Source organism: Halomonas sp. BMC6 (assembly GCF_964204995.1).
Classification (GTDB): domain Bacteria; phylum Pseudomonadota; class Gammaproteobacteria; order Pseudomonadales; family Halomonadaceae; genus Vreelandella.
Genome location: NZ_CAXNSH010000001.1, coordinates 2,740,501 through 2,754,975 on the forward strand (window position 1 = coordinate 2,740,501; position 14,475 = coordinate 2,754,975).

Below are 14,475 nucleotides of genomic sequence, written 5' to 3' on the forward strand. Positions count from 1 at the left end.
AATTGCCAGTAGGTAGAGACCGTGTGGGAAAGACTGAGAGTGGTGGGAAAAGCGGAGGGATGGAAATTTGGCGGGAATGCCACCTCTGCCATCGCCACACCCTCATACCGAACCTTGGCTGCCCTCACCTCGGGAAAGGCTCTGCCTACATCCGTCTACCAAGCCAAGGGACTTCGGGAAAGGCTCTGCCTACATTTTTCGAGAGAGCCAAGGCACTGCGGCCCTGCCGACCTACCGCTGCCTAATCACCGTGGGATCGGGAAAGGCTTTGCCTAGATTTACCTGGAGATGCCGTGGGATCTGCCTAGATGCCTGCCTAATGACCGAGGGATTGGGAAAGGCTTTGCCTACATGAAGCGGTGGCCGCCAAGGTATCTGCCAAGGCAGCGGCATCACCGGAGTCGCCAAGATCCATCAACCAAGGCACCGAGAAAGCCGCACGGTTTCCTGTTACCGAGGCTCAGCCAAGGCAGTGACTACGGCACTTGTTAAGCGGCGAAAACCGAGGGGTCTCGGGGTAGGCGGAGTTTTTGTATTGAATGCCTCATTCCCTCTATATAAAACCCCTATTCCGAAGGTATTTAGTTCTTGTAACAGTAGAAATAATTGGCGGAGAAATCGCCTCAGACAGAGAGCCAGACACACGACCGGAGAGAGAAGAGAAAATCGGGCCGCGCCGCCCTCACCTACTGGCTCAGGTCGATCTCAGCGCCAAGGTGCTGAAGATACATGTCGGCGTAGAACCACAGCTCTTCTCGAAACCCTCGGTATTGGGCCTCGGTCATCATGTCACCAAGGCTCTCAGGGAATTCGCCTCTCCAGATGGCCACGGCCTCTGCCACTGACAAACTCCGGCTCACCCGTAACCGATTACCTTTGGCTTTCACATACAGCCGTGGCCCTCGCTCCGGGTGCTTGGTCATGTAAATTTCGATCTCGGCGAGGTCGTTTGGCATGGTCGCTCTTTGTGAATTATCGTTAATTACAGATTGCTCATATTCTGCATGATCCCCTGTCGTGTCAGAGTAACAATGTGAAGGAGAAACACGGAGCAAGGAGCCTCGTAAATGCTTATGTCACAATTTTCTACCGATTTCGACCCAACCACCCTCGATCAAGAATCCATTGAGCAGATGGCATGGCTGATGGGTGTCGACCTTGAAGCTCTCAGAGCCAAAGAAGCCGAGCGCGCTCGACTCAGCGAGATCGCCTGGAAGCGCAAAGACGATCCGAACTGGGAAACCTCAAAGGCCTTTCACCGCTACGAAGAGGTCTTCTCTCACAACGGCAAACAGGTCTTCTACAACGACTGGCACGATGTCTACGCGATCTTCGGACTCAAACGTGGTATGAAAGACGTCAAAACGCTCGATGAAGCGATTCGGCTAGTCTACGAGGATAAATCCTAGTCCTCACCGGAAAACGTCTCAGAAGCGAAAATAGAGCGTTTTAGCACTATGTCCAAAACGGGGTTCAAGACAGCCCCGTTTTTGGTATCTGAGTAACCAGAAAAGTTGGGAAAGGCTCTGCCTGGATGTATATAGACCGCCAAGGCAGTCAGGCGTCACCAAACATGCTCACCAAGGGGCTAAATCTGCTCACCAAGGCGTTTTCTTACCTTGAGCGCTACGTCGGTATTGGTCGACTGCTATCGTGGCTTAAAACGCAAAATAGAGCGAAAAAAAATGATCAGCAGCTTCGGTTCTTTCGGGTTGCTTTACATCCAGGCTTGATAATCACCAGCCAAGGCACGTTCTCATGGTCTTCAGGCTTCCAGGCTCCCAAAACAGACAGTCTTTTTCTTCCAGGCTTTGTGATCGCCTTAGCAAGTCATCGCATACTTATTGAAGCAACGCATCACACCTACCTATGACTTGTAAGGAGCCTCACATGACCGCCTTCACCCTCTCTCTGATCGAATCCACCGTCGGCAATCCACTGAGGCTGCCGGAAATCATGCAACTGGATTTGCGCAACGCCGAGAACGAGCTGATCAGTGGCGTTACCGTTGTCGTTGGAAAAGCGTCGCTGACCGTCGCGATGCAAGACATCAAAGACGCCAGCCGTGTGCCTCACTGTAACGGAATGATTCACCTGACCGCTTCTGTGACGACCGCGCTGATGACAAATTTCACCGCTGACCATGAGCTGATTCACGACGTGTTTACCTGTGAGACGACCGGAGACGCCAAGACACTGCCGCTGACGCTCTGAGAGCCAGAGGAAAAACAGGAGCGCTCCCCGCGAGCGCTTTTGTTGGTGTGCTTGAAGCCATGGCGGTTTGGGAAAGGCTCTACCTACATTTGAATACGCCGAGCCAAGGGTTTTTGGGAAAGGCTCTACCTACATTTTTGCCTACCGTGCCAAGGCATAGCGGTTGCGGGTCTATGGCGGTTGCGGTTAAGACGTAGCCTCGGGTGCGGGCAACCTCATTTGCATTTGCGGATGGCCCTCACCCTTGTTTAAGAACTTACCTCACCCTTGTTTAAGAACTTACCTCACCCTTGTTTGCGGTTAAACCTCATTAACGTGACTCACTGCTTTAAGAGGTAGTCAACAAAAATAATCGTTGAAAAAACTTTTTTATTTTTTAACGCTAAAAATAGTTGACGCCTTTTGTCTTTGTGATAATCGCACGCGCTTTTCCTTATTGCGCAGCGCTAGAAATTTTTTTAAAAAAAAGTGAAAAAAGCGCTTGCGTGACGCGTCACGCTGTCTTAATATCCTCACATCGACAGCGGAAACGTCGATACTAGCGGAAAAAGCTAGTTGCTCTTTAACAAATGAATAAGTAAGCGCTTACTGCGCTTTATAACGAAACAACTCTACCTATATTATCGGAGTATCAAAAAATGAAAGACTTAATCGCAATCGCAAAAACTGTTATCGCTTCTGCCAATCCTAAAAAAGAAGCGTTAGATGGTAACGCTAAACAATTAGCGGAAAAATTTTCAACGCTGAAAGTTGAAAGCAAAAATCCAGAGATTAAGCAATTAAAAGAAACAATCTTTAACGCTGCCACCCAGCGTTTGGATAATTACAACTTTAAGAAAGAAAAGCAGGAGATAGAATACACTGATTTAACAGTAGAAGTAACGCACGCTAAATATAACGCTAGCTTGCTTGAACTAGACACTAAAACGATGCAATACACGTTAAAGCGAAACATCGATTTAGCTAGCGCTGTTAATCAGTCTCGCGAATACAAAAAGCGTCTTAAATCCATGCTTACTGCGTGCGCGCATCGTGACGCAAGCAAGCTAGATAAAGCGCTGCTAGCACTGCAACAAGCGCTTAAAGCAAAGGAGCATAGCGAATTAAGCGTTGATCAAATTCAACGCATTATGTCGCACAGCACTGCGACGCAAGCGAACTATTTCAAAAAGTTTGCACACGAATTAGGAGTTGTAACAGCATCGCGTTCAAACGCTGTTCCTATGATAGTTAATAAAGACAACGATGTTTATAAAGACTTCGTTTCTCTATAACTAAAAACGCGCTACTCTTCGGAGTAGCGCTTTTATCATTGGAGCGCTTAGCATGTTAAAGTTTAAGATTGTTAAAAGCGTATTGATATTAAGCAATAACGCTTTAACAGTAGAAATAAACGAAAGCAATAATACGATAGCTTATATAACAAACGATAATCGATTTACCGAATCGCTTTATATAAATCGCTTGTCGTCGTTATATCGTGCGTTAGACTTGCTAACGCTAAGCGAGAATAAAGCGCAACAAGACGTAAACGATTTATTAGCGCGTCATGTATCACACGTTGAAAGCATCGCACAGCAAGCAAGCTAGAACGCGTTAGAATAGCGTTCTAAGCAACGATAGCGCTTAGCTAGTATCATCGCATAGCTAAGCGCTCAGAACGTCTTAAACGCGCTGTTTTGAGGATCGCAGCGCACAGCGAGCGTAGATGATAGCTTCCCTCAAATAAGAAAAGTCTTAGAAATTTGAGCGAGTGCTCTGGGCATAGCCGCCTATTCGCCGAGCGTTCGGAAAAGCCCCCTTATACTGGCCCCAGGACAAACACCACCCTCCCCCTTATACTGGCCCGCCCTTTTGAAGCTCCGATTGCCATCCCAGACCAGTTGCCATTCCCCCTTATACTGGCTAAGATAGTAAGTCATCGCTTACTTACAGGGCTTTCACAATGTTGATCTTCTCTGCCAAACCCGAATCCTGCGACCACATCGCTGACAATGCTCTTATTCAGTCAGAGCGCGCCCTGCACGGCTTAATCGATGCCCTGGCAAAGTCAGAGAGCGTCGTCGACCAAATCGACGCTCAAATCGACTCTCTAATGGCACGCAAAGCCATGATCTTGAAGCGTAACGAACGTATTGAGTCTGTGATCGATGCGATGTCGGAGGCGCTGCACCCTGTCGACCCTAACGAACTTTTGACCAATGCGTAACCTGATTGGTCGCGACCCAGAGCTGTTCATCGCACAGAACCCGCGCTGCGTGGTTCTGTTGCGCGCTCCCTGGTGTGGTCGCCCGTGTGAATCACTGGTTCCCGTCCTTCAGGAGATCGGCTCTGAGAACCCCAGCGTGGCTTTTGGCTATTTAGACGTCGAGGGCTGCCAAGACTTTGTGTCAAAGCATCAGGTCGTCGCTCTGCCAACCGTTCTTGGTTTCGTCGAAGGTCATTTAAAGGGCGTTTCTGCTATTACGCGTGAGAAGAGTGAAATCTTGGTTGCGCTTAAAGAGGTGTTAGATCATGTGTAAGTGGTTCGTTTTGCCATTGCGAGTTGTCATCTTTCTCGCTGGCATCTCTGGCATCATTGCTTCAATGACCTCGATGCTTTGGGGATTAGCGTTTGTTACTGCCCGGAGTTTCGGTTTAGAGGTGGTAAGTTGGTTCTGGGTATTTGCAGGGCCGGTAGTCGTCGTGTTCGCCGCTTTTGCATTGGCGATTATAGGCTACGTGCTGGTTTATTTGAGTCGCGAGTTGTCGCCATGAAAGTCTCTATACTAGCTATTGCTATAGCATCCTTTATAGTTGGTGGCAGCAAAATTCAGACGCAACAATTCGCAGAGCCAATGATAGATATTGAAGTAATACCAATCACCAGCACCGCTTATCGAGCATGACTAAAAGGGCGCTATAAAAAGCGCCCTTTTATTTAGGCGCGATTTATTTTTTTAAAAGAGCAAGGATTTCCTTAACCCGTTCTGGGCTGAGCGGTTGAGTAACCGACTCTTCTTTTGAAGGTTTGTTTTGTTTATTGTCAATATAGGGTTTCAGTAGACTGACTGCTTGCTCGTAATTCAAAGCCAAAAGAAAACCCTCAAGTATTTCACTGTTAGTGAGTCCGGTTTTGGCTGCTATAAATCGCAAATGCCTATGAGCTTCCGAATTAAGGGCAATGTTTGCGGTTACAGTATCTTTTTTACTCATTAAATTTGCTCTCATGCCGCAGCAACACCCAGCTTATAGAACTCAAAGTCGGCTGGACTATAAATGATATTCTCAGAAAATCCAGGCGTGTTTTGAACTATTGCCAATCTTTCAATTGAGTGTTTGCGGAGGTGATTATTGGCCGTATCGATAAAGTCCACGACGAACGCTACGTTTGGCCCATTTTTCTTCGCTCTTAACCCTCGTCCAATTCTCTGTCTTAATGCAACCTCTGCTTTTCCTCCCCCTGCAAGTATCACACAACCCACAGCAGGAACATCGACACCTACATCCATTATGGTAGAACCAATCAGCGCTTGAATCTTCCCATCCCGAAGATTATTTAACGCCTGCTGTCGAGTATCGCGCTTTGATTCGCCAAATACAAAGCTAGATCGAACCCCAGCTTTTTGCAGACGCTTCTCCAGCAAACGCCCGTGATTCTTTTGCAGCACCAGGATCATGACAGGCAATCCCATGCTAGCAGCGCGCACCGCTTCATCGACAATCACACGGTTGCGCTGTTCATTGTAAATGACCCCGAGCTTATACGCTCGCTGCCAACCTGTCCCCCTTCCAAGTCGAGTGCTTCCGATGGTTAGCTCTTTCAGATCATCGATACCGGCTCGGTCGGGAGAATACCCAACGTGGTGGTATCGAAAATACGGCCTTGCCAACACCCCTCGATCAATGAGCATCTTTTCAGATACCTTGATCAGCACCGGCCCCGTGCAGGCCAACAAGCGCATATTGGACTCTTGGTCGTCTCGCATAAAGGGGGTAGCTGTCAACGCCATACGATAACGAGCGTTTTTGCAAACATCGAGGATTCGGTAATAGCTATCACCGCCGACTTCGTGGGCCTCCTCCAGCACCACAAATTCGACCAATGCCAGGTATTTCAGCGTTTGTTCGCGGATGCGAGCTTGCTTAGCCTGTTCGGCCCTAGGCTTTGAACGATCCGGCTCTTTCAAACGCATGGCTAGCGTTTGAACCATGCCTACTGTGACTGACTTGCGAGGGTTCCACTCGCCATCACCAATCACACCCACTTGACGACCTTTCCAGTAGTGATCGCCGTTGTCGGCTTGATACTTCATCGCCGCTTCAAAGGCGCGCTTCATCTGATACATCAGAACGCCACGAGTGGTCAGAAAAAGCGTGGGTCGGCGGATTCTACTCACAGCAATGTTACAAATTCTGCTTTTTCCGCCACCTGTCGCGACCTGAAAAATGCCCTGACCTTCACGAATAAGCGCATTGACGCACTTGAGCTGGTAGTCATATTCAGGCGTGTAACCAAAAGGGTCGATTGCTGGCATTACCGGCCCTAGAGGTTCTGGTAATGGCTTCTGAATTAACTGAACGTTGTAGCCCTTCTTGGAAAGCTCTGTCGTTACCGGCTTCGTAAATCCAGCAGGGAATTTTCCTGTGGCCCATTCAAAAAACGTGCTCGTTCCATCCCATGCGCCACTCTTGGCGGAATCGCTGAACTCTGCGCCCGCCACCTGATACGACAGAAGTGATTGCACAATGCCTTTGATGGTGGCGTCGGCATCTACTATCTGAGCCACCCGAGCGTTTCTGGCAATCCTTACGACTGAAGTCATTCCGCTGGTCTCCTGCGGTGTTTTGCCTTATATTTTAGGTAAGTAACCGCTTACTTACCTATCAGGCCTAAAGAGTCGTGACAAGTCACGATTACTAACGATGGATATTAGCACAAAATGTCAAAACTAACGAAAGTTGATCCGCGTTTGTTACGGCGAAACCCCTGGAATACCAACAAGGTGTCTGCCGAGAACGAGGAGAAGCTGCGAACCAGCATTCGCCGTAATGGGTTGATTGGCGTCATCGTAGCTCGCGAGCTTGACGATGGCTCCTTGGAGATCATCGGTGGCGAGCATCGCGCTCAAATTGCCATTGAAGAAGGTCTTCATGAGGTAGCCGTTCAGAACGTTGGTTACATCAGTGATGAGCGAGCCAAAGAGCTAATGCTGCTCGATAACGGCCGCTACGGCCAAGACGACGCTTTTGAATTGGCAGCCCTGTTAGACGAGCTGTCTCAGGACGCCGATCTCGCCTCGTTCATGCCCTACTCTAGCGAGGACATGGATAAGCTGCTGACTACCGCCAACATCGACCTGGATGCCCTGGAGGATGAGTTGAACGACGACCTGGATGACATCGAGGTCACCAAGGAAAAGCGCGAAACGCCCATCCAGACCCATCAGATCCTTCGCTTCAAAGTGGCGATGGATGATGTTGAGCGCGTGCAGCGAGTCATCAATCGCATCAAAGCCGAGCAAGGTCTGGAAGATGCTGACTCCCTGACCAGTGCCGGTGACGCCTTGGTATTCCTGGCGGGAGAGTTTGACGATGAGTGAGCGTGTCGAGCAGAAAATGGTCTTCATGAATCCGAAAGACCTGATTCCCTACGATAAGAACGTCAAAAAGCATCCGCAGAGCCACATCAACGTGCTCAAAGCGCTCATGACCAAGTATGGATTCTCTACCGGCAACGCCATTCAAGTAGATCGCAACTTGGTGATCATCGCGGGTCATGGTCGACGCGAGGCTGCCATGCAACTCGGGCTTGAGCGAGTTCCGGTGATTGTGCGTGGCGACCTCACGGATGATGAGGTGAAGCGCTGGCGTATCGAGGAAAACAAGTCTGTTGGCCTCGACTACGACGTGGTGATGATGAAAGAGGAAATTGCCGAGCTTCTTGAAGGCAACGATGACCCTCTTCTTGGCTTTGACGACAAGGAGTGGTCGGTTCTGACCGAGGATCTTACCGCTGGTTTTGATACGGAAACCATCATTAGCGATCTCGAAGAGGAAATGGCCGCTTCTCAGCGTCAACACGACGAAACCATTCGTGAAGCAAAGACCACCGATGTCGCTGTCACCGACTTACTTGGGTTCAAACGTGTCCCTGCCGATCAGCAGCGCAAGTTTGCCAACTTCATGGCAGAAGTGGAGTTCCGTGCCAAAAAATCTGGTCTCGATGCCTTTTTGGAGCTGATTGATCGCTGCGACCTGGATTTAGCTATGCCCGAAAGAGGAAGTAAGCGATGAGTATTCTTTGTGAGGTAATAAACGTCGATAAGCGGTTTAGCTCTCGCGTCATGCAGACCGAGCGCGTTCTGGAGGTGGCAGAGGCTTTTGGCTTGGGCTTAGAAGAGCGCGACTTCGTTATTTACGACAACCTCCCGATCACTGTCGAAATGGGCGATGTGGTGTATATCAACGGTCAGTCAGGTTCCGGCAAGTCACTGGTGCTTCGTGAGCTGGCCGCCGAGCTGCGGAATCGCGGTCATCGTGTTGCCAACATCGACGAGATTGAGCTGCTGGATAAGCCGCTGGTGGATCAGATTGGAGAAACCACCAATGACGCCATTCGTTTGCTCTCACTGGCCGGTCTGAACGATGCCTATCTATTGGTGCGAACCCCTGATCAGTTGTCCGACGGTCAAAAGTATCGCTTCAAATTGGCGAAGGTCATTGAGTCCAACGCCGACGTTTGGGTGGCCGATGAGTTTTGCGCCGTCCTTGATCGTGAAACTGCCAAGGTGGTGTCGTTCAACGTCCAGCGCACCGCTCGGAAAGTAGGTGCTACGGTCATCGTGGCCACCACTCACACAGATCTTGTAAGCGACTTAAAGCCCAGCCTGATCATCGAGAAGCACTACAAGGCCAAGGTGTCCGTTGAGAGGTCTGAGGCATGAAAAAGCTATTGACCGCCAGTGAGCGCCGACGCATTCAGCGCGTGGGTGCCCATATCGCTCGTATTGAACCGTATGGTTCTGAGGTGGTGATTTTCACTAGCCTGACCAACCTTCCTAACGACCTGAGTTTCGTCTTCCCCAATGGCCCTGGCATTGGGCAAAGCGAGATCGGCGACAGCATTTATGGGATGTCGTTTTTCGCCACCACAGAGCAAGGGCAGTTGTCGTGCATTGCCTTTAATGCCGACAAGTATCGCGAGGAGACCATTTGGCATGAGGCTCTGCACACTACGGTCGACGTCCTGAACGCTCATGGGGTGTTGTTTACCCCTGACAATCATGAGCCTTTTGCCTACACGCAAGGCTATTTGGTCAGTCAGATTCGCAGCAAGGTCTATGGTCTGCCGGAGTTTGGGTATGACGACTGACACGCACGTCTACCGCCCCGCCAAAGGCGAGTATCCGGCTCATTTCTCCCTTCTGGAGCGAATGATGGTGGAGCCTGGGGATCGAGAAGACTGGCTCTCGCTTCATGATCTTCACTACAAGACCGAATCCGACTCGTTTGGCCAGAAATACTATCGGTGCACGATGGACGGGAAGTTGATTGGCGTGGTTGTGACGGCCTACCCAAAGCTGTTGCTTGAGCCGCGTCACCGCATGTTCCCGAAAATCAAACCCACAGGCGGAACGAAGCTGACGAATACGGCGCGTGGCAAGTTCGTCAATGACCTGTTCGCCATCGTGAATCGCTCGGTGGTGGACACGCTCTACCGTGGCGTCGGTGTTAGCTACCGGATGATCAATCTGGCGGCTCGACTTCATCCGCGTCAGGTCATGGAAATTCAGTCGGCCATGTCCAAGTTCAGCCCGTTCGCCATGAAAGCAGGGTTTCAGTTCGCCAAGCCCGTGCAGAACAAGAACTACGGCAAAGGCGTTCAAGTAATGAGTCGCTACCTGGACTCGCACCCTTATGACACCGAAGGGCTGATCGCAGAGATAGAGGCAATGTCGCCGGCTTTTCGCCACAAAGCTATGCGCGAACTGACCGCGTTTTACTACGCCTGCTCATCGCTTGAGAAGACCGGCCGCAACCTTGGGCGAAGCCTGGACGACCTGAATTACGGCCCACGCGAGCTGATCGCAAAGATACAGGGGTTGATCTTCACCAGCCCTCTCTATGGTGCCTACAAAAACCCCGACTATGGCCGCGATTTACCTCAACGACTGCCACTGATCGCCTTTGATCTTCAGACACCTTCTGAACCACTAAACCTTGACCGATTGGCGCAGATAACCGGAGTCAGTTATTCAAAATGAGCCTCTATCGATTAACCGAGAAGCAAATTCAAATCCTGTCCGTGATCCACCAACACCGAATGGATCAGGATGAGGCTGTTGATATGGACCAACTTCTTGCCGAACTGCCCTACACGACCTCGAAAGAGTCGATGCAATTCAGTCTGCGAGCGCTCATCAAGAAGGGGTTTATCAAGAAAAACGATCAATGGGCCGTGCGTCGCGGGCGCGCCCGCCGCACGTATGATCTGACGGAATTCGGAAAAACCATGCTCCGACTGTGAGGCAGAGTTTTTGTATTGAATGCCTCACTCCATCTATATAAAAACCCTATTCCGAAGGACTTGTATTACTTGTAAGTAAAAACAGACAGAGAAAGCCGCGTTGCAATAGCTCAAAGGAGTGAGCCTACCTCTGCGCGACGCGGCCACGCCATCGATCCCCCACAATCAACATTCTTCGCTGCTCTGCTCGGACTAATAACGCTGTCTGAGCGCTTTCGCGTGCGACGTATCCGCTGATATGTCCAAACGCTTAAAAGCGCTGAGAACGCAAAATTGAGCGATCTGGAGCGCTTCTAACGAATGAGCGAAGCAAAAAAAAGAATGAGTCCTGCACAGTGGGCAGAAGCGCGTGCTATGTGGGCCTCTGGCGAATTTAATCTCGACCAAATCTCGGAGAAATACGGTGTTACCCGCGAAACGCTATCACGCCGTTTCAACAAAGACGGCGTGAAAAAGGGCGAGGCGGCCATCGACAAGAAGATCGAAGCCGAAATCATCGATAAGGCCGTCAAGAACGTCGACAAGTGGACAGAGCGTGGCGAGCAAGCCCGCGAAAGCCATTTCAAAGCCCTCGACATGCTTCACAAAATGACCGTCAAGACCCTCGTCGATGCTCAGCGAGGCAAAGGGCTATTTACCGCGCAGCCTGATCTCAAAGCGCTACAAATGGGCGCAACCACGTTGGGGCTGATTCGCCAGCATCAGTGGGCAGTTATTGGTCTGGATAAAGAACTCGGCGAGGAAGACGACATCCCTGAACTGCTCGTTCGCAGCCTCACGCCTGACGAAGTGCAGCGTATTCGATCCATGCAGGGCCAATTGCCGGAAGACGACATCGAGATTGGCGATGCAATGCCCTATTTGGAGGGTGATCTGCTCGAAGAGCTGGAAAATGACCTCGTGATTGAGGGGGATGACGACTAATGGCCGCCATTGTCGATGTCTCTCTGCATGAAAAGCAGATGGAGGTTTATGCGTCTCGACACCGATTCAAGGTTGTAGTGGCCGGTCGGCGCTGGGGTAAGACGGCACTTTCCAAAGCGATGATTATGCGGGCAGCCAAATATCCGAAGGCTCGTATTTGGTATATCGCGCCCACCTTCCGCATGGCCAAGCAGATCATGTGGGACGAGATGCTTGAGATGGTGCCTAAGCGCTGGATCAAGAAGATCAACCACTCCTCGCTGACCATTACGCTTCGCAACAAAACCGAGATCGCTCTGAAAGGTGCCGACCGTCCTGACACACTTCGAGGCGTGGCGCTGAACTTCGTTGTGCTTGACGAGTTTCAGGATATGAAGGCGGATGTATGGGTGAAGGTTATTCGCCCAACGCTATCGTCAACGGGTGGCGGTGCCATGATCATCGGCACCCCCAAGAGCTTCAACTACCTCTACGAACTCTGGAAGATCGGCCAGCGACCCGAAATGCAGCTTCAGGGCCAATGGAAGTCTTGGCAGTATGAAACAGCTACCTCGCCGTTTATACCCACCGAAGAGATTGAAGCAGCGCGGGCCGATATGGATCCAAAGTCGTTTGAGCAGGAATACCTCGCCTCATTCTCGACCATGAGCGGCCGCGTCTACTATCCGTTTGATCGCAACCTCCACGTCGGTCGGTATCCGTTCAATCCAGCATTGCCCATTTGGGTAGGCCAGGACTTCAACATCGACCCTATGTCATCGGTCGTCATGCAGCCGCAGCTCAACGGCGACGTTTGGATTGTCGACGAGATTATCCTGCCCTCCTCTAACACCTCTGAGGTTTGCGACGCCATCGAGCGGAAGTTTTGGCGTTGGCAAGAGAAGGTAACGGTATATCCCGACCCTGCCGGTGGTCAGCGACAGCACGCTAGGGGCGAAACGGACATCGACATCTTTAGAGATCGCGGCTTCAAGCGGATCAAGTTTAAGCGCAAACACCCGCCCATTTCAGACAGGGTGAATGCGGTGAACTCGATGCTAATGTCGGCCTCTGGCCAAATTCGGCTCTACGTCAACGAAACGTGTCGAGAAACCATCGCGGCCTTTGAGCAAACGCTTTACAAGCCAGGTGGTAGAGACATCGATAAGGCGGCAGGAGTTGAGCACCCTGCTGATGCGTTAGGTTACTGTCTTGAAATCGAACGACCCCTGCGCAAACGCAGCATCATGGGCGCTTCTATTTGACCTAAAAAGTAAGTAAGTGTTTACTTATTATTGGGCTTATGCTTGAATTGCCAACTAGGGCTTAAAGGTGAAAGGTATGGATTTAACAGGCGTTATCAAGCGGCGTCATCCTGAATATGAAGACACCCTTGCACACTGGGAATTCTTAGAGGCGACCTATAACGGTGGCCGTAAATGGTTTGCGAAAAACATCTTCGCCTATCACAAAGAAGGCAAGAAGGAATTCAAAGACCGCCTTTCCCGTGCTTATCGGTTTAACCACACTCGCGAGATCGTCAACCTCGTCAACAAGTATGTCTTCCGTGGCGAAGTGAAACGCCAGGATGACCCCACTCCAGCACTCGGTGAGTTCTGGAAGCGGGCCACGCGTGACGGGCGGACGATTCAGCAGTTTATGCGTCAAGCCGATGTGAAAGCCTCGACGTTTGGTCGCATTTGGATAGTAGTTGATAGCAGCCTGGAAGATGGAGAGGCGATTTCGGTCGCTGACCAGAAGACCGGCGGCTCACAAATTTACGCCTACATCGTTCCACCCACCCACATGCTCGACATGGGCTTTGGTGAAGATGGAGAGCTGCTTTGGGCGTTGATTTACGAGCCTGTTCGTGACGACGACGACCCTTTCACCTCCTCGGGTTGCATCAAGAAACGCTGGCGTATTTGGACTCGCGACAAGTGGTATCTGATCTGCGAGAAAGGATCCGGCACGTCGATGGTCTGTGAGGTTGAAAAAGAAGGCACTAATAGCCTGGGTGTTGTTCCGATTGTGGCTTTAGATGCTCTGGGCAACCACGAGTCGCAATACACCTCCCCTGCTCTTATCAACGACGTAGCGTATCTGGATCGTGCGGTAGCCAACTATCTCTCGAACCTTGACGCCATTATCCAAGACCAGACTTTTTCGCAGCTCGCCATTCCCGCTCAAAACCTGATGCCTGGGGATGACGACTACAAAAAGATGCTGGAAATGGGCACCAAGCGAGTGTTCGTTTACGACGGTGAAGGTGGCAATGGGCCTTTCTATCTGTCACCGGACGTCAAGCAAGCCAACCTTATCCTCCAAGTGATCGGCAAGATCATCAATGAGATCTATCACTCGGTAGGTGTCGCTGGCGAACGAACCAAAGAAGACAACAGCAAAGGGATCGATAACAGCTCAGGCGTGGCAAAAGCCTACGACTTTGAGCGCGTCAACTCCTTGCTGTCTGCCAAATCACGTTCTCTTGAGCAAGCCGAGAACGAGATTGCACGTCTGGTCTTGCTTTACGCAGGCGAAGAAAAAGAAGTAAGCGATGACTTCAAATACGTCACTTACGCCGAAAGCTATGACGTTCGTGGCCTGATGGATGAGTTTTCGGTGTGTGAGCGACTTGCTCTGATCGATGCACCGAAGACGGTAATGCGTCAGCAAATGCGAACTCTGGTCGACAAGCTCTTCCCTCATTTGAAGAAAGACCTTCGTGAAGCGATTGAAAGTGAACTGAAAACCTACGGTGAGACAGAAGAGCCTCGACTGCCCACCGCATCGTTTCCATCCGTGGAAACAAACAACCCAAAGTGGGTAGCCCAGTGATCGGCGAACCA

Annotated in this window: 20 protein-coding genes; 17 read left to right on the forward strand and 3 right to left on the reverse strand. The window is 50.7% G+C overall.

Translation table 11 applies throughout. The annotated features are described in order from the left end of the window. Positions 1–686 precede the first annotated feature (686 nt). Positions 687–956 (reverse strand): hypothetical protein, encoded by a 270-nt coding sequence (locus tag AB6K10_RS13260; protein ID WP_339118947.1) that lies wholly within the window; start codon positions 954–956, stop codon positions 687–689. 111 nt (positions 957–1,067) lie between these two features. On the opposite strand from AB6K10_RS13260, the gene AB6K10_RS13265 reads away from it, so the two are divergent. The 8 genes from AB6K10_RS13265 (at position 1,068) to AB6K10_RS13300 (ending at position 4,971) form a co-directional block, all read left to right on the forward strand. Further along, positions 1,068–1,409 carry a hypothetical protein gene (locus tag AB6K10_RS13265; RefSeq protein WP_339118948.1) on the forward strand — a complete coding sequence of 114 codons (342 nt, stop codon included), beginning with the start codon at positions 1,068–1,070 and terminating at the stop codon, positions 1,407–1,409. 125 nt (positions 1,410–1,534) lie between these two features. Next, positions 1,535–1,873 (forward strand): hypothetical protein, encoded by a 339-nt coding sequence (locus AB6K10_RS13270; RefSeq protein WP_368473620.1) that lies wholly within the window; start codon positions 1,535–1,537, stop codon positions 1,871–1,873. A gap of 17 nt (positions 1,874–1,890) precedes the next feature. Beyond that, on the forward strand, positions 1,891–2,214 hold the full coding sequence (locus AB6K10_RS13275) for a hypothetical protein (protein WP_339118950.1): 324 nt from the start codon (positions 1,891–1,893) through the stop codon (positions 2,212–2,214). Between the two features lie 638 nt (positions 2,215–2,852). Continuing rightward, a complete protein-coding gene (locus AB6K10_RS13280; RefSeq protein WP_339118951.1) occupies positions 2,853–3,488 on the forward strand; it encodes a hypothetical protein in 636 nt (211 codons plus the stop codon). Between the two features lie 52 nt (positions 3,489–3,540). Beyond that, on the forward strand, positions 3,541–3,804 hold the full coding sequence (locus tag AB6K10_RS13285) for a hypothetical protein (protein ID WP_339118952.1): 264 nt from the start codon (positions 3,541–3,543) through the stop codon (positions 3,802–3,804). A 355-nt stretch (positions 3,805–4,159) separates the two neighbouring features. After that, entirely contained in the window at positions 4,160–4,423 is a 264-nt protein-coding gene (locus AB6K10_RS13290; protein ID WP_339118953.1) for a hypothetical protein, read from the forward strand. Then, entirely contained in the window at positions 4,416–4,736 is a 321-nt protein-coding gene (locus tag AB6K10_RS13295; protein WP_339118954.1) for a thioredoxin family protein, read from the forward strand. Before AB6K10_RS13290 ends, AB6K10_RS13295 begins: the two co-directional genes overlap by 8 nt. Next, on the forward strand, positions 4,729–4,971 hold the full coding sequence (locus tag AB6K10_RS13300; protein ID WP_339118955.1) for a hypothetical protein: 243 nt from the start codon (positions 4,729–4,731) through the stop codon (positions 4,969–4,971). The genes AB6K10_RS13295 and AB6K10_RS13300 overlap by 8 nt, the downstream gene beginning before the upstream one ends. A gap of 174 nt (positions 4,972–5,145) precedes the next feature. Here AB6K10_RS13300 and AB6K10_RS13305 read toward each other — a convergent pair whose 3' ends face one another. Both AB6K10_RS13305 and AB6K10_RS13310 read right to left on the reverse strand, forming a co-directional pair. Next, entirely contained in the window at positions 5,146–5,409 is a 264-nt protein-coding gene (locus tag AB6K10_RS13305; RefSeq protein WP_339118956.1) for a hypothetical protein, read from the reverse strand. Positions 5,410–5,420: 11 nt separating this feature from the next. After that, entirely contained in the window at positions 5,421–7,019 is a 1,599-nt protein-coding gene (locus AB6K10_RS13310) for a DEAD/DEAH box helicase (RefSeq protein WP_339118957.1), read from the reverse strand. A gap of 117 nt (positions 7,020–7,136) precedes the next feature. Here AB6K10_RS13310 and AB6K10_RS13315 point away from each other — a divergent pair, with 117 nt between their 5' ends. From AB6K10_RS13315 to AB6K10_RS13355, 9 genes are all read left to right on the forward strand, one after another. Then, on the forward strand, positions 7,137–7,796 hold the full coding sequence (locus AB6K10_RS13315) for a ParB/RepB/Spo0J family partition protein (RefSeq protein WP_339118958.1): 660 nt from the start codon (positions 7,137–7,139) through the stop codon (positions 7,794–7,796). Beyond that, positions 7,789–8,490, forward strand: coding sequence for a ParB N-terminal domain-containing protein (locus AB6K10_RS13320; RefSeq protein ID WP_339118959.1), 702 nt, complete (start codon positions 7,789–7,791; stop codon positions 8,488–8,490). The genes AB6K10_RS13315 and AB6K10_RS13320 overlap by 8 nt, the downstream gene beginning before the upstream one ends. Continuing rightward, positions 8,487–9,140, forward strand: coding sequence for an ABC transporter (locus AB6K10_RS13325; protein ID WP_339118960.1), 654 nt, complete (start codon positions 8,487–8,489; stop codon positions 9,138–9,140). The genes AB6K10_RS13320 and AB6K10_RS13325 overlap by 4 nt, the downstream gene beginning before the upstream one ends. After that, positions 9,137–9,568 carry a hypothetical protein gene (locus AB6K10_RS13330; RefSeq protein WP_339118961.1) on the forward strand — a complete coding sequence of 144 codons (432 nt, stop codon included), beginning with the start codon at positions 9,137–9,139 and terminating at the stop codon, positions 9,566–9,568. The genes AB6K10_RS13325 and AB6K10_RS13330 overlap by 4 nt, the downstream gene beginning before the upstream one ends. After that, on the forward strand, positions 9,558–10,460 hold the full coding sequence (locus AB6K10_RS13335) for a hypothetical protein (protein ID WP_339118962.1): 903 nt from the start codon (positions 9,558–9,560) through the stop codon (positions 10,458–10,460). The genes AB6K10_RS13330 and AB6K10_RS13335 overlap by 11 nt, the downstream gene beginning before the upstream one ends. Next, a complete protein-coding gene (locus tag AB6K10_RS13340; protein ID WP_339118963.1) occupies positions 10,457–10,723 on the forward strand; it encodes a hypothetical protein in 267 nt (88 codons plus the stop codon). Before AB6K10_RS13335 ends, AB6K10_RS13340 begins: the two co-directional genes overlap by 4 nt. A 321-nt stretch (positions 10,724–11,044) precedes the next feature. Continuing rightward, complete coding sequence (locus AB6K10_RS13345; RefSeq protein WP_339118964.1) at positions 11,045–11,647, forward strand: hypothetical protein; 603 nt, start codon at positions 11,045–11,047, stop codon at positions 11,645–11,647. Beyond that, positions 11,647–12,891 (forward strand): terminase family protein, encoded by a 1,245-nt coding sequence (locus AB6K10_RS13350; RefSeq protein ID WP_339118965.1) that lies wholly within the window; start codon positions 11,647–11,649, stop codon positions 12,889–12,891. The genes AB6K10_RS13345 and AB6K10_RS13350 overlap by 1 nt, the downstream gene beginning before the upstream one ends. 76 nt (positions 12,892–12,967) lie before the next feature. After that, the gene (locus tag AB6K10_RS13355; protein ID WP_339118966.1) at positions 12,968–14,464 is read left to right on the forward strand and encodes a phage portal protein; all 1,497 of its coding nucleotides are present in this window, start codon (positions 12,968–12,970) and stop codon (positions 14,462–14,464) included. Positions 14,465–14,475 lie beyond the last annotated feature (11 nt).

What these genes read in the sequence shown, in the direction of transcription:
- AB6K10_RS13350 (WP_339118965.1), top strand. Translation starts at nt 11,647, where the DNA reads ATGGCCGCCATTGTCGATGTCTCTCTGCATGAAAAGCAGATGGAGGTT.
- AB6K10_RS13270 (WP_368473620.1), top strand. Translation starts at nt 1,535, where the DNA reads ATGTATATAGACCGCCAAGGCAGTCAGGCGTCACCAAACATGCTCACC.
- AB6K10_RS13320 (WP_339118959.1), top strand. Translation starts at nt 7,789, where the DNA reads ATGAGTGAGCGTGTCGAGCAGAAAATGGTCTTCATGAATCCGAAAGAC.
- AB6K10_RS13330 (WP_339118961.1), top strand. Translation starts at nt 9,137, where the DNA reads ATGAAAAAGCTATTGACCGCCAGTGAGCGCCGACGCATTCAGCGCGTG.
- AB6K10_RS13340 (WP_339118963.1), top strand. Translation starts at nt 10,457, where the DNA reads ATGAGCCTCTATCGATTAACCGAGAAGCAAATTCAAATCCTGTCCGTG.
- AB6K10_RS13355 (WP_339118966.1), top strand. Translation starts at nt 12,968, where the DNA reads ATGGATTTAACAGGCGTTATCAAGCGGCGTCATCCTGAATATGAAGAC.
- AB6K10_RS13345 (WP_339118964.1), top strand. Translation starts at nt 11,045, where the DNA reads ATGAGTCCTGCACAGTGGGCAGAAGCGCGTGCTATGTGGGCCTCTGGC.
- AB6K10_RS13280 (WP_339118951.1), top strand. Translation starts at nt 2,853, where the DNA reads ATGAAAGACTTAATCGCAATCGCAAAAACTGTTATCGCTTCTGCCAAT.
- AB6K10_RS13275 (WP_339118950.1), top strand. Translation starts at nt 1,891, where the DNA reads ATGACCGCCTTCACCCTCTCTCTGATCGAATCCACCGTCGGCAATCCA.
- AB6K10_RS13310 (WP_339118957.1), bottom strand. Translation starts at nt 7,019, where the DNA reads ATGACTTCAGTCGTAAGGATTGCCAGAAACGCTCGGGTGGCTCAGATA.
- AB6K10_RS13295 (WP_339118954.1), top strand. Translation starts at nt 4,416, where the DNA reads ATGCGTAACCTGATTGGTCGCGACCCAGAGCTGTTCATCGCACAGAAC.
- AB6K10_RS13325 (WP_339118960.1), top strand. Translation starts at nt 8,487, where the DNA reads ATGAGTATTCTTTGTGAGGTAATAAACGTCGATAAGCGGTTTAGCTCT.
- AB6K10_RS13260 (WP_339118947.1), bottom strand. Translation starts at nt 956, where the DNA reads ATGCCAAACGACCTCGCCGAGATCGAAATTTACATGACCAAGCACCCG.
- AB6K10_RS13315 (WP_339118958.1), top strand. Translation starts at nt 7,137, where the DNA reads ATGTCAAAACTAACGAAAGTTGATCCGCGTTTGTTACGGCGAAACCCC.
- AB6K10_RS13335 (WP_339118962.1), top strand. Translation starts at nt 9,558, where the DNA reads ATGACGACTGACACGCACGTCTACCGCCCCGCCAAAGGCGAGTATCCG.
- AB6K10_RS13300 (WP_339118955.1), top strand. Translation starts at nt 4,729, where the DNA reads ATGTGTAAGTGGTTCGTTTTGCCATTGCGAGTTGTCATCTTTCTCGCT.
- AB6K10_RS13305 (WP_339118956.1), bottom strand. Translation starts at nt 5,409, where the DNA reads ATGAGTAAAAAAGATACTGTAACCGCAAACATTGCCCTTAATTCGGAA.
- AB6K10_RS13265 (WP_339118948.1), top strand. Translation starts at nt 1,068, where the DNA reads ATGCTTATGTCACAATTTTCTACCGATTTCGACCCAACCACCCTCGAT.
- AB6K10_RS13285 (WP_339118952.1), top strand. Translation starts at nt 3,541, where the DNA reads ATGTTAAAGTTTAAGATTGTTAAAAGCGTATTGATATTAAGCAATAAC.
- AB6K10_RS13290 (WP_339118953.1), top strand. Translation starts at nt 4,160, where the DNA reads ATGTTGATCTTCTCTGCCAAACCCGAATCCTGCGACCACATCGCTGAC.